The sequence below is a fragment of the Deltaproteobacteria bacterium genome (assembly GCA_022340465.1).
GTDB lineage: Bacteria > Desulfobacterota > Desulfobacteria > Desulfobacterales > B30-G6 > JAJDNW01.
The window spans coordinates 37,549-49,851 of record JAJDNW010000085.1 but is presented as its reverse complement, the minus strand read 5'-3'; the positions used below and the strand labels follow the sequence as shown (position 1 = coordinate 49,851).

Sequence of the window (12,303 nt, the reverse complement as noted above, 5' to 3'; positions counted from 1 at the left end):
GGTACCCCTCCTTCTTCCAATTGATCCGACACGCTTATCATCCAACAGGAATGGCCGCCTGGCAATACTGATTAAATGACGACGGGTTGCGGAGGAAAAAGCGGTATAAGTACAAGGAGCAGGGCGCTAAAGGCTGGATGCATCGTAGGTTGGATTTTCCCTGCGCCTTGCGCCATACGCCTTTCGCCTTACATTTGACATGCCGGGGATAATCATCTATAGATAAAAAAATTCGGGAGTGCCGTACGCGATCGACAAGCTTCCGGGTTTGCTTTCGGGTGACAAACCGGTATACCGACCGAGATAAACCCCATCGTTGCAGCGCCGAGGCAACCATGTCAATGCAGATCGCTGGATGACGTACATGTCGACTACTGATCACCAAACAAATGATCGAACGGATGCCGGGAAGACAGGCATAGAGACGGTCATACGGAAAATGAGTGACGCTGCCTCCGCCAAAAGCGCATTTCTTCCAGAGGACTATCAGCGGTTCGCCGCTTATTTCGACATCGAGGAAAAAGATGCGGAACAGATCGCGGTGCTGTTTTCGGGCTGCTTCGGCACCGACGGCCGCTTTTTGCGCGATGCATTCGAAAAGCGGGTTCCCGAGCTGTCGCGTTACGACAGGAAAATATTCGAAATATGCTGGCACTATTTCAAGAAAGGCCTGGCTTTGAGCGACAGGGTGGCTTTTTTGAACTCGATGCAGCTTCTGATCGTCCATCTGAAACAGCCTAAAAAGGCCCTGAAGGTCCTTTTGAACGATTTTGTCGGCGATCCTGACCATGTTACGGGATCCGACAGGGACGCCCTGATGTTGTCCAACCTGCTTGTCCGGAAGTACAACAAGGAACTGCATACGGATATCGAAACAACGCCCGAGGAGGTGCTCCTGGTCATCAACGGATTGGACACGGACGTTACCCAGTACGCCCAATGGCGCCTCGAAAGCCTGGGAGGGATATTTACACGGAAAGTAGGGACCATCGGAGCCGGCATTGCGGCCGCCGTCGATGCCGCCACCGCCGAACCCGATGGCCTGACGGTTGAGTTCCTGCTTTCGCTGGACCGCGAGGTCATCATTTTCCTATCGCTTGTGGGCGGTGATATTGCCCACCGCATCATTCAATCCGCCGTCGAATCGTTCGGCGATCCCGACAGCCGGATATTTCACTTATCGGAAAGTCTTCAGTGCCTGCCGCTGCTGCTGCAGCATCTGAAAATCCTCATCCGCGGCCTGGGCCGTGTGGGGGGAAAACAGGACATTGCTTTGCTGAAAGCGATCAAGGCACGGGAAAAGGCTTTTATCCTCCTAAAAGAGGACCGCGCTTTCCACGGACTCGTCAGGCAGGCCCTGCAGTGGGCCGATATATCCATGGACAGAGCCGCTGCCAAGCCTGCCGGTTGAAATGGAAAACGACCTGAAAAATACGTTTACCGACGAGCGTGTCTGCAGCATACTGGTGCGCAGGGGGGTGCTCGCCAAGGACAAGGCGCGCGAAATTCTGAAAAAGTCCGCGGCGTTGAAAAAAACGCTGGATCAACAGTCCGCCGGAAAAAAGCCGGCCGGTCCGGCGGCGGCGCGCGACACGGGAACGATCGGCATTATCGATGTCATCGATTCGCTGCATATCAAAAGAAGGGACAACGCCTTCCTGCCCCTCGATGAAGAGTACATCTACCAGGTGCTTGCCAGAGAATGGAAGGTGCCTTACAAGAAGATCGACCCCCTCAAGCTGGATCTCAATGTCGTCACATCGGTTATTCCGCAATCGTTTGCCAGGCGCCACCTGGTCCTGCCTCTGACCATCAACGACGGGCGCCTGACGGTGGCCACGACCAATCCGTTCAACTCGGAAATTCTGGAAGACATCGCCAGGGCCAGCAATCTGGAGGTCCGGGCCGTCGTAAGTGCTAAAAATGAAATCATCAGGCTGATCAATGAGTTTTTCGGTTTCAAACGCTCCATTGCTGCGGCCGAGGATCAGTTCTCGACGCCGCTGGTCGATCTGGGTAACCTGGAGCAATACGTGCGCATCACCCCGGATGACGAACTTCCTTCCAACGATCAGCATATCGTAAAGGCGGTCAACCACCTTTTCACTTACGCCCTCGATCAGAAAGCGAGCGACATACATATCGAGCCCAAACGTGAGGCAAGCCTGGTGAGGATGCGCATCGACGGTGTTCTCCACACCGTTTACAAAATACCCAAAAATGTGCATACGGCCATCGTCAGCCGCATTAAAAACCTGTCGCGCATGGACATGGCGGAAAAGAGAAGGCCCCAGGACGGGCGCATCAAAACCGACAAGGGGGGGGCCGAGGTCGAGGTGCGCGTGTCCATCGTGCCCACGGCCTTCGGAGAGAAAGTGGTCATGCGCATCATGGACCCGGACATTCTTTTTCAGGACCTGGAGCAGTTGGGCTTTTCCTCCACCGATCTCATCCGTTTCAATGCGATTATCAACGCCGCCAACGGTATCGTGCTGGTGTGCGGTCCAACGGGAAGCGGGAAATCGACGACGCTCTACTCGACCCTGCGTTATCTGCACACCCCGGAGATCAACATCACCACGGTCGAGGACCCCATAGAGATGATCCACCAGGACTTCAACCAGATAGCCGTCAACCCCCTCGTGGGTATTCAGTTCGGCAACATTCTGCGCAACATTCTGCGCCAGGATCCGGATGTGATCATGATCGGAGAGATGCGGGATCTCGAGACCGCCGAGAATGCCGTTCAGGCAGCCCTCACCGGGCACCTGGTGCTGTCCACGCTGCATACCAACGACGCACCGACCTCCATCACCCGTCTGATCGACCTGGGGATACAGCCCTTTTTAATCCAGGCTACGCTGCGGGGCATCCTGGCGCAGCGGCTGGTACGCAAAATATGCTCCCACTGCAAAGAAGCCTTCACCATGGATACCGGTGAGCTGGCCGACTTGGGCTTGCGGGTCGGGCGTTCGGGGAAGATTACGGCTTACCGGGGTAAGGGATGCCAGCGGTGCCGGGGAACGGGTTATAAGGGCCGGACCGGCATTCACGAAGTGCTTTCCTATACCGAAGCCATCAAGAAAATCACGGGGGAGCGCACCGATTTGGAAGCGTTGAGGGCACAGGCCGTCAAGGAAGGGATGGTGTCCCTGCGGGACAGTGCCATTAAGAAATTCCTGGACGGCGTGACCACCTACCAGGAGGTGTTGAGGGTTACGTGGGAACAGATCTAACGTGGTTGATAGAAAAACGTTTTACATGACGTGCATGGCCGTCCCTGATATTTTCAAGGCGGCATATTATTGCCATTCTGCACGGCTGTCACAGTGCCCCGCAGGATTGATGATCGCTCCAACACCTTGTTTTATTAGTAATCTGCCAACCTTCATCATCAATCCGGCGGGCACAAAAAAGGCATCCTTTTGATATGCCGCCTTGAAAATATCAGGGACGGCCTCTATTGTGGAATAGACTTAGTGAACCGGTGTTCTGAAATGGGCCCCGGGCGACACCGGTTGATTTGTCTGGGTGAGCAGCACCGTGGACACGTATTTTTCCGTGTGAAGTACTATAAACCTGGCGTAATCCATGGGTGAAAAGAGTACCTTTTCCCCGTCGTGCGTCCCTGTCTGCTGGTGGTAGATGCTGTACTGCTGGCCGGGCACGATGTTGTCCTCGCTGCCTTTGTCGATGAAGGCCACGGTATAGTCGCCGATGAGCTCCGCGTGCTCTTCGGAGAGGATCACCTCGCCATCCATCCCCTCGGGACTCTGCGAGATGGGTATTTTGGGGGAACGCCTCACATAGGGCAGGATGAAGTCATCCTTGCTGATCGGCCGGTAGGAAGCCACCACTTGACCCGAGACGTAGTCCGGTTTCCTCTCGACGATTTCGACCTTGCCGACAATGAGATACTGGAAGCCGTATTCCCTGCTCCACCTTTTGTCATTGTTGGGCAACAACCGCCGGTAAATGGTGTACTGGCTGCCGAGTTGGAGTTTGTCAGCGTCTTCTTCCCCGTAGGACATGAACACCCTGTCCCCCGTGTCAACCAGCCGCTGGTTGTCTTTGATGTCGAAGATGGTCGCCAGGGGAACGATCTCATCTTTGGTAACAAAGCCGACCTTGTCAATGGCGGGAAAGAGGAAGAAAAGCGGCGTTTCCCCGGCGGTTTCGTCGGAAACCTCGGTTTCCGCGGAGGCCTCTTCCACCTGGTTTTTCTGCTCCGGTGGTGCCAGAGAGAACGTGTCACTGCCCTTTTTCTGATACAGCCGTACGCGTTCCCCGGGATAGATCCTGTGCGGGTTGGGAATCTGGTCATTCTCCTGCCACAGTTCCGGCCACAGCCAGGGGGAATCGAAAAAATGATCGGACAGATCCCAGAGCGTGTCACCTTTCTGGATGGTATAGTAGAATCCTGCTTCGTGTTCCACGGTCTCCTGAGCATCCTGGGCCAGCGGGGCAGGGGCTGTAGCCAGCACCAACATGCAGGCTGCAGACAAGCAGGTGATTGCCGTCATGATTCTGTTGCCATTCATTACAGGTCTCCCTCTTAGAATTTGAAAGGCTCGGTTTAGGAGGTCACACCCCGCTTATTACCCTGTTTTGGTGTGTTTTGTCAAGCATTTATGCCGGTTATCAAAACAAAACCCCCCACACCTTAGGGCGTGGGGGGTTTTGTTTCGTAACGGTATGGGGGGGGATTACATCATGCCGCCCATGCCGCCCATGCCGCCCATGCCCGGTGCGCCGCCCGGCATTGCCGGTTCCGGCTTGTCTTCGGGTTTCTCGGCGATCATGGCCTCGGTGGTGAGCATCAGACCGGCAACGCTGCCCGCGTTCTGCAGCGCGAAACGCACGACCTTGGTCGGGTCGATGACGCCGGCTTTGATCAGGTCCTCGTACGTGTTGGTGTCGGCATTGTATCCGGTAGATCCCTCGGCGCTCTTTACCTTGTCGATCACCACGGAGCCCTCATAACCGGCGTTGTTGGCAATCTGGCGCAGGGGTTCTTCGATCGCGCGCATGACAACCTTGACGCCCAGTTTCTGCTCGGCCTTGATCTTGATTTTTTCAAGGGCTTCGAGGGTGCGAACCAGGGCGACGCCGCCGCCGGGAACGATGCCTTCCTCTACCGCCGCACGGGTCGCATTGAGCGCATCTTCCACGCGGGCCTTCTTTTCTTTCATTTCGGTTTCGGTGGCTGCGCCGACGTTGATGACTGCCACGCCGCCGATCAACTTGGCAAGGCGCTCCTGGAGTTTCTCACGGTCGTAATCCGAGGTGGTTTCTTCGATCTGGGCGCGGATCTGTTTGACGCGGCCTTCCAGAGCGTCGCGTTTTCCGGCGCCGTCGACGACGGTGGTGTTGTCCTTGTCGATGGTGATGCGTTTGGCTTTACCAAGGTCGGCGACAGTCAGGTTCTCGAGTTTGATGCCCAGGTCTTCGGATACGACCTGGCCGCCGGTCAGAATGGCGATGTCCTCGAGCATGGCTTTTCGGCGGTCGCCGAAACCGGGCGCCTTGACGGCGGCAACCTGCAGGGTGCCTCTCAGTTTGTTGACCACGAGGGTGGCCAGGGCTTCACCGTCGACATCCTCGGCGATGATCATGAGCGGTTTGCCCATTTTGGCGACCTGCTCGAGAACCGGGAGAAGGTCTTTCATGTTGCTGATCTTCTTTTCGTTGATGAGGATGAAAGGATCTTCGAGGGAGGCGACCATCTTTTCGGGGTCGGTTACAAAATAGGGGGAAAGGTAGCCGCGGTCGAACTGCATACCTTCGACGACCTCAAGGGTGGTCTCCATGCTTTTGGCCTCTTCCACCGTGATGACGCCTTCTTTGCCGACCTTGTTCATGGCTTCGGCAATGATGTTGCCGATGGTCTCGTCGTTGTTGGCGGAAATGGTGCCGACCTGGGCGATTTCACGCTGGTCCTTGGTGGGCTTGCTCATTTTGTGGAGCTCTTTGACCGCCACTTCCACAGCTTTGTCGATGCCTCTTTTAATGGCCATGGGGTTGTTACCTGCGGCTACGAGTTTCTGCCCCTCTTCATAAATGGCGCGTGCCAGAACGGTGGCGGTGGTGGTACCGTCGCCGGCCATATCGCTGGTTTTGCTGGCGACTTCCTTAACCATCTGGGCACCCATGTTTTCGAATTTGTCTTCCAGTTCGATCTCTTTGGCAACGGTCACACCGTCTTTGGTAACGGTGGGGGATCCCCAGGACTTGTCGATGACGACATTTCTGCCTTTGGGGCCCAGGGTTACAACAACTGCGTCAGCCAATGTTCTTACGCCGTTCAGCATCGCTTCGCGGGCTTTCATGTCATATTTAACTATTTTTCCAGCCATCTTTAAATTCCTCCATCACTGTATAGCAGTTAACTTATTCGATTATGCCAAGAACATCGTCTTCACGCATAATGAGGTATTCATCTCCATCGACCTTTACTTCGGTTCCTGCATATTTGCCGAACAGGACCCGGTCGCCCTTCTTGACTTCCAGGGGAACCCGTTTGCCGTCATCGCCGACTTTGCCGTTACCCACGGCGGCGACCTTGCCCTCGGCGGGTTTTTCCTTGGCTGTGTCGGGTATAATGATACCGCCCTTGGTTGTGGTTTCCTCTTCTACGCGTTGTACCAAAATACGATCCTGCAGTGGTCTCAGTTTCATTTTTCCAACTCTCCTTTTCTTTTTTTTTCTGATCGTTGACGATTTGCGCTAACTTCTCATAACTGTTCGATAAATTAGGATGATTCTCAATTTTTTAAGAAAAATAATCACACATTTTCGTTTGTAAAGGGCCGCAAATCAAAAAAAAATGGGCTCGTCGATCCATACGATTTAGTTGTGAAGTCCTCCGGAAAATATTGATTAATCGACGGCTTTCGGGGCTGCTTTCCCGGCGGTGTCCGTTCCTGACGATGATGCCTTTTTTTCAGAAGATGAGGAAGGTTCGCTGACTTTTTTGTCCGTGCTGGATGGGGCTTTCTTGGAGCGGTCGGCATAATCGGTCACATACCAGCCGGTTCCTTTCAACTGGAAGCTGCTTTGTGAAACCAGCTTGTGCAGCTTTCCGTTGCAGTGGCGGCATTTCTTAAGGGGTTTGTCGGAAATCTTCTGAAGGGCCTCTTCGATCTTTCCGCATTGGGCACATTCGTATTCATAGATGGGCATGTTGAAAACATCTCCTTACGCAAAGGTCTTACGCTTGGTTCGGGTCTCGAAAAAGATGAACTAATATAGTGAGTGTTTTCACGATGTCAAGTCAAGGGGGCGGAGAATTTTGACCGGCCACAGATGCCGCAATCAGGTTTTCAGTCCGTCTATGGGGCTGTGCCAGCTCCGGTAGAACCGGAGGACATAGGATATGCCTTCCAGCCTGAGGGGGCTGAGGATGTCGCGGGTGGTCTTGTGGACACGTTTTTCCTCCTCGACCTTTTCCTCTTCCGAGGCGTCGAAATTCTGCAGAAACCTGCTGAATCGGACGATGTGGATGAGTTCATGGGTGATGACGTAGAGGATGAAAGGGAAAAGTTTCAGCTCCTTCTGCACTCCGAGAGCGGCTATGATAGCGTGGTCCTGCAGGCAGATTTTGTAAAAATCGTAGGTGGTGGAGCCCAGCGAGGTGTCTTTCAGCTTGCCCTCGTAGCGGATGATCTGGGCAAAGGGGCCGTCGACAATTTCATTTCGGGCAAGGTCGCTATGGGTTTTGACGTCGTACTTGGGGTGCAGCCATTCGCTGGCTGACATCTTATAAAAGTTGCTCACCAGTTCTTCGGCCATGGCCACGGATGAATTGATGATTTTTATTTCATCGGCGTTGAATGTTCGGGTGTTGCCCATGGCATCTGTCCGGGGAAATTGCGGTTGCCCGAGCAACCGCCGGTGTCGGCGTCAAAACCGTAACCGCCTGCATAATTCCGATGTGATCTGATATCACACCCCGGCTAACCATTCAAGCTACTAAGTTGAGCGCTTCAAACTTTACGGGTGATCAAGGTAAGAATATTTTCATGGTATTTTTCGTGTTTATGGACTTTCGTGTATTCGTGACAAATGATCTTTGTCTCTTCCGGTTTGTCCGTGTTGGGAGGATGTAAGGCTCAAGGCGCGGAGCGCGCCGGGTTCTGGATATTGCTTGTGCCTTGCGAACCGTTTTCTCCGGCCGGCCGAAAAAAAGGTGGACAACGCATGGATCGAGGTGCTATAAAATCAATTTACACTGTCCTCAATTTAGGGTTGGTGTATAAATACCCTAAGTTGAGCGCTTCGAATTTTAAGAATGAATTTCGGGATCGATACGGATTCGCAATAATTTTGATTGGGGGTGATCTTCTGGGAAGTGTCATTAAAAAACGCAGAAAGAAAATGCGCAAACATAAACACAGGAAACTGTTGGCCCGTACGCGGCATCAGAGACGAAAAGGCAAATAAACCTCATTGAGGTAGAAGCAGACGGGCCTGTGCACCGTGCACAGGCCCGCTCCTTTTGAAACACTGGGGGTTATTCTGCCGCTTTCGTGTAGCCTTTGAGGTATTTGAAGAACTCGGAGTCGGTGCTCAGAACGAGTTCGCTGTCCTTGCCCATGGCCTGGCTGTAGATTTCCAGGGTTTTGGTAAAGGAGTAAAAGTCGGGGTCGACGCTGAACGCCTTGGCGAAGATGGCGGTGGCCTTGGCATCGGCCTTCCCCTTGATCTCCTGGGCGGTTCGATAGGCCTCGGAGGTAATCCGCTTCAGGTCCCGCTCCTTTTCGCCCAGGATCTTCCTGGCTTCACCCTTTCCCTCGGAACGAAATTTCTCCGCGATCTGTTTCCGTTCCGCGATCATCCTGCCGTAAACCGATTTCCTGACCTCTTCCACATAGTTGATGCGCTTGATCTTGACATCCATCAGTTCGATGCCGAAAGCTTCCAGTTTGGGCCTGGCCTGTTCGAGAATGCTTTTGATGATTTGCGAGCGGCCGATCTTGATGGCGAAGGTGGCACGTTGTGTCCTGGTGTCGTCTTCCATATCGATTTCGGTGATATCCATTTTCCGATTGGAGTTCCTGACGGCCGATATCAGCCGGTGGGACGTGATGGCATTGCGCACGGCGGGGTCGATAATGTCGTTGAGCTTCCCGATGGCATTGAAGGTGTTGTTGACCGTTTGGAAGAAAATGATGGGTTTGACAATTTTCCAGCGGGCAAAGGTGTCCACCCAGATGAAGGTCTTGTCAAGCGTGGGTATCTGCCCCGGATCGCCGTCCCACTCGAGCAGATTTTTCGGGAAGAAATTGGCTTTCTGCAACACCGGGAGCTTGAATTTCAACCCCGGCGTAATCTTGGGCTTGCCGATGATCTTTCCGAACTGGGTGATAACCACCTGTTCGGTTTCGTCGACCGTGTAGGCCGCGTTGTAAACAACCACTAAAATGACGATCGCGATAATGACTAAAAAACCTTTGGATTTCATTTGGTCTCACCACCCTGTTTGCCGAGGTTGAGAAGGGGAAGCACGTTCTTCTGATCCGCGTCAATGATATATTTCTTGCCGAGCTTGGGAAAAAGGTCTTTGAGAGTTTCCAGGTAGAGTCTGCGCTTGGTGACGTCTTTGGCTTTGACGTATTCGTTGTAAACGGAGACGAAGCGGGCCGTATCACCTTCGGCGCGGTTGACCCGGTCCAACGCATACCCCTCGGCTGCTTTGATGGTACGGTCGGCCTCGCCCCTTGCCGCCGGTATGGCCTTGTTGTAGTCTTCCTTGGCCTGGTAAATCGTTTGCTCCTTTTCCTGGGTGGCCTGGTTGACTTCATTGAAAGAGGGCTGCACCGGTCCCGGAACATTGGTCTTTTTCATTTCGATGGTGACGATCTGGATGCCCGAACTGGCATCGTCCAGCTCTTTTTGCAGGGCGTTTCTGGCTTCCACGGCAATTTCGTCACGTTTGCTGATGATTTCGTTGATGCTGCGGTCGCCGACCACGAGGCGCATCGTGGTTTCGGACATGTCGATGAGGAGCTTGCGCGGCTCCTTGACCATGAAAAGATAGTCGTAGGGGTTCTTGATTTTGAACTGCACGATCCAGGGAACCAGCGCTACATTGAGATCGCCGGTGAGCATCAGGGAAACCTGAAGGTTCTCCGTATCGGAACTGAAACGGGAACGATCCGTGGAACGCGGGTTGCGGAAGCCGAACTCCTCCGTCTGAACATGCATGACATTGACTTTGGTGACTTTCTCGATGCCGGCCGGGAGCTTGAAGTTCAAACCGGGGCCTACGGTGCGTGCATATTTGCCGAAGCGTTGAATGACGCCGACCTCATCCTGCTTTACCGTATAGACCACCGATGATCCCAGCAGCAATGCCAGAATGATGACCACCATTAAGAACCCGCCGGGAAGCTTGAATTTCTTCAGCTGACTGATGATTTCGTCTATCTGAGGCGGGGTGCCGCGTTTGGCCTGTTGCTGTTCTTTCAGTTTTTCCCAATCCCAACTCATGATTTCAATCCTGTATTAATGTTTGCATTTGCCTTTGCGGATTCTGAGGATGTTCGCCGCCCACGGCGAAAACCGGTTACGAACGCGTGTACGGTCGACGCGTTAAACAATTTTATTATCGCGTGGTTACTCACGCAAATCATCAGCTAGTCTAAGTTCCTCTCACTTCCAAGTCAAGTAAAAAGGGTGAAGCCGGCATTAAAACCTTTAAAGGGCGTGGTTAATTTTGTATGGTGGGATGCGAAATCGTCGTTGCAGACAAAGCGGCGGCAATCTTCTGTTGCGGGGCAGGCATTGGTTTCTGCCGATGCGGTCGACGATTTCGTCCTTTGACAAGGAGGGCACGCAAGCTGAAACGTTCACTTGAAAGAGGAGATGCCGGTGACGAAACCGCGGACTAAAGAGGGTCAGTTTGTCAAGGTGGGCCAGGTCATAAGGGACATTTTGCAGACCCAGCGCAACCACGGCGATGCCAAAATGATTCGGGTCTGGGAGGTGTGGCCCTCGGCGGTGGGAGAGCGGATAGCGCAGCATGCACGCCCGGCGGTCTTCAAGGGGTCTCTGTTGATCGTGAACGTGGCGGATTCGGCATGGCTGCAGCAGTTGTGGTTTCTGAAGGCGGAGATTGTCGAGCAGGTCAACGCCGGCTTGGGTGAAGATCTGGTGACGACGATAAAGTTCAAAATCGGGCCCATCTAATTTTTCATCTTCAGCTGCTTGCGGCAACCATACGAAAGCGATTCTAAGTGGTCCGTTTTGGTGAATATTCAAAAATGGAACCTGAAAAATTAGTTACCACCGACACCTTTTTCAATGGAAAAATAACGGTTCGGCAGGCCCGGTCGGGGTACCGCTATTCCATCGATGCGGTCATACTGGCAAATCAGGTCCGGCCCAGACCCGGGGACCGGATACTCGATCTGGGGACCGGTTGCGGCATCATTCCCCTGATAGTCGCTTACAGGCACCCGGATGTGAGACTGTTCGGCGTGGAAATCCAGTCAGACCTGGCGGAAATGGCCCGGAGCAATGCAGGGACCAACGGCTTGGCAGAACGCATCGAAATCATCGGCATGGATATGCAGCACCTGCAACCGGCCACCCTCTCAGGCCCTGTCGACATCGTCGTCAGCAACCCGCCTTACTACCGGGTTTCATCGGGAAGGATCAATCCCGACAGCCAGCGGGCGGTTGCGCGGCACGAACTCAAGGTGGATCTGGCCGGCGTTCTGTCGACGGCTGCACGCATGCTCAGGACCGCCGGTAAATTTTTGTGCATTTACGGCGGGGAACGCCTGGTCGACCTGTTTTCGCAGATGCGTCGCAGCAACATCGAGCCCAAAACCGTGCGTACGATTCATTCCCGCGCCGCCGGCGACGCCCGCCTGGTTCTGGTGGAGGGTGTAAAAGCGGGCAGCCCGGGGATGACGATCGGCAAGCCGCTGATCATATTCCGGGATGGGGGCGGCTACACCGAAGAATTGAGCCGCATGTTCAACCCGCCAGCGTGAGGACGGCGGACGACAACGGGCGGCTTCACTGTTTTCATGAAGAAAAATAGCCCCTTGCTTGACAAGCAGGGCATAATCATTATAGTGGTGCCCGAACAAGATCAGGGAGCGGATGCGGCGTGTGCCTCCGACCCCCAGCTGTGGGGTCGCGGTGTTCCGGGCCCCCCGGGAAAATAGGGAAGAGTGGCCGAGTGGTTGAAGGCGCTGCTCTCGAAAAGCAGTAAACGTTCACGCGTTTCCAGGGTTCGAATCCCTGCTCTTCCGCCACGCTTTTTCGGCTCCGGCCGTTTTTCCAACGACG

Annotated in this window: 12 protein-coding genes and 1 tRNA gene; 6 read left to right on the top strand and 7 right to left on the bottom strand. The window is 54.0% G+C overall.

Annotated elements, in window-relative coordinates; all coding sequences use genetic code 11:
* The first annotated feature begins 364 nt into the window (after positions 1-364).
* A complete protein-coding gene (locus LJE94_12765; protein ID MCG6910981.1) occupies positions 365-1,411 on the top strand; it encodes a hypothetical protein in 1,047 nt (348 codons plus the stop codon).
* 1 nt (position 1,412) lies between these two features.
* Positions 1,413-3,236 carry a GspE/PulE family protein gene (locus LJE94_12760; GenBank protein ID MCG6910980.1) on the top strand — a complete coding sequence of 608 codons (1,824 nt, stop codon included), beginning with the start codon at positions 1,413-1,415 and terminating at the stop codon, positions 3,234-3,236.
* Positions 3,237-3,476: 240 nt separating this feature from the next.
* Here LJE94_12760 and LJE94_12755 read toward each other — a convergent pair whose 3' ends face one another.
* From LJE94_12755 to LJE94_12735, 5 genes are all read right to left on the bottom strand, one after another.
* Positions 3,477-4,541, bottom strand: coding sequence for a LysM peptidoglycan-binding domain-containing protein (locus tag LJE94_12755; GenBank protein ID MCG6910979.1), 1,065 nt, complete (start codon positions 4,539-4,541; stop codon positions 3,477-3,479).
* A 165-nt stretch (positions 4,542-4,706) separates the two neighbouring features.
* Positions 4,707-6,356, bottom strand: a complete 1,650-nt coding sequence (gene groL / locus LJE94_12750) for a chaperonin GroEL (GenBank protein MCG6910978.1) — start codon at positions 6,354-6,356, stop codon at positions 4,707-4,709.
* A 34-nt stretch (positions 6,357-6,390) separates the two neighbouring features.
* Positions 6,391-6,678, bottom strand: a complete 288-nt coding sequence (groES, locus tag LJE94_12745) for a co-chaperone GroES (GenBank protein MCG6910977.1) — start codon at positions 6,676-6,678, stop codon at positions 6,391-6,393.
* 201 nt (positions 6,679-6,879) lie between these two features.
* Positions 6,880-7,182, bottom strand: coding sequence for a zinc ribbon domain-containing protein (locus LJE94_12740; protein MCG6910976.1), 303 nt, complete (start codon positions 7,180-7,182; stop codon positions 6,880-6,882).
* A 132-nt stretch (positions 7,183-7,314) separates the two neighbouring features.
* Positions 7,315-7,851 carry a hypothetical protein gene (locus LJE94_12735; protein MCG6910975.1) on the bottom strand — a complete coding sequence of 179 codons (537 nt, stop codon included), beginning with the start codon at positions 7,849-7,851 and terminating at the stop codon, positions 7,315-7,317.
* Between the two features lie 492 nt (positions 7,852-8,343).
* Between LJE94_12735 and LJE94_12730 the strand changes: the two genes are divergently transcribed.
* Positions 8,344-8,442 carry an AURKAIP1/COX24 domain-containing protein gene (locus tag LJE94_12730; protein ID MCG6910974.1) on the top strand — a complete coding sequence of 33 codons (99 nt, stop codon included), beginning with the start codon at positions 8,344-8,346 and terminating at the stop codon, positions 8,440-8,442.
* A gap of 70 nt (positions 8,443-8,512) precedes the next feature.
* Here LJE94_12730 and hflC read toward each other — a convergent pair whose 3' ends face one another.
* Together hflC and hflK are read right to left on the bottom strand one after the other, a co-directional pair.
* Positions 8,513-9,463, bottom strand: a complete 951-nt coding sequence (hflC, locus tag LJE94_12725) for a protease modulator HflC (protein MCG6910973.1) — start codon at positions 9,461-9,463, stop codon at positions 8,513-8,515.
* Positions 9,460-10,491: an FtsH protease activity modulator HflK gene (gene hflK, locus LJE94_12720; GenBank protein ID MCG6910972.1), complete on the bottom strand. Its 1,032-nt coding sequence runs from the start codon at positions 10,489-10,491 to the stop codon at positions 9,460-9,462. The genes hflC and hflK overlap by 4 nt, the downstream gene beginning before the upstream one ends.
* A gap of 381 nt (positions 10,492-10,872) precedes the next feature.
* Between hflK and LJE94_12715 the strand changes: the two genes are divergently transcribed.
* The 3 genes from LJE94_12715 to LJE94_12705 all read left to right on the top strand — a co-directional run bounded on the left by LJE94_12715 (position 10,873) and on the right by LJE94_12705 (position 12,269).
* Complete coding sequence (locus tag LJE94_12715; protein ID MCG6910971.1) at positions 10,873-11,190, top strand: DUF721 domain-containing protein; 318 nt, start codon at positions 10,873-10,875, stop codon at positions 11,188-11,190.
* Between the two features lie 74 nt (positions 11,191-11,264).
* Positions 11,265-12,002 (top strand): tRNA1(Val) (adenine(37)-N6)-methyltransferase, encoded by a 738-nt coding sequence (locus LJE94_12710; GenBank protein ID MCG6910970.1) that lies wholly within the window; start codon positions 11,265-11,267, stop codon positions 12,000-12,002.
* A 177-nt stretch (positions 12,003-12,179) separates the two neighbouring features.
* Positions 12,180-12,269 (top strand) — tRNA-Ser (locus tag LJE94_12705).
* Positions 12,270-12,303: the final 34 nt, after the last annotated feature.

Excerpts from the sequence above, each read along its gene's own strand:
- LJE94_12765 (MCG6910981.1), top strand. The coding sequence starts at position 365 with ATGTCGACTACTGATCACCAAACAAATGATCGAACGGATGCCGGGAAG.
- LJE94_12760 (MCG6910980.1), top strand. The coding sequence starts at position 1,413 with ATGGAAAACGACCTGAAAAATACGTTTACCGACGAGCGTGTCTGCAGC.
- LJE94_12755 (MCG6910979.1), bottom strand. The coding sequence starts at position 4,541 with ATGAATGGCAACAGAATCATGACGGCAATCACCTGCTTGTCTGCAGCC.
- groL (MCG6910978.1), bottom strand. The coding sequence starts at position 6,356 with ATGGCTGGAAAAATAGTTAAATATGACATGAAAGCCCGCGAAGCGATG.
- groES (MCG6910977.1), bottom strand. The coding sequence starts at position 6,678 with ATGAAACTGAGACCACTGCAGGATCGTATTTTGGTACAACGCGTAGAA.
- LJE94_12740 (MCG6910976.1), bottom strand. The coding sequence starts at position 7,182 with ATGCCCATCTATGAATACGAATGTGCCCAATGCGGAAAGATCGAAGAG.
- LJE94_12735 (MCG6910975.1), bottom strand. The coding sequence starts at position 7,851 with ATGGGCAACACCCGAACATTCAACGCCGATGAAATAAAAATCATCAAT.
- hflC (MCG6910973.1), bottom strand. The coding sequence starts at position 9,463 with ATGAAATCCAAAGGTTTTTTAGTCATTATCGCGATCGTCATTTTAGTG.
- hflK (MCG6910972.1), bottom strand. The coding sequence starts at position 10,491 with ATGAGTTGGGATTGGGAAAAACTGAAAGAACAGCAACAGGCCAAACGC.
- LJE94_12710 (MCG6910970.1), top strand. The coding sequence starts at position 11,265 with ATGGAACCTGAAAAATTAGTTACCACCGACACCTTTTTCAATGGAAAA.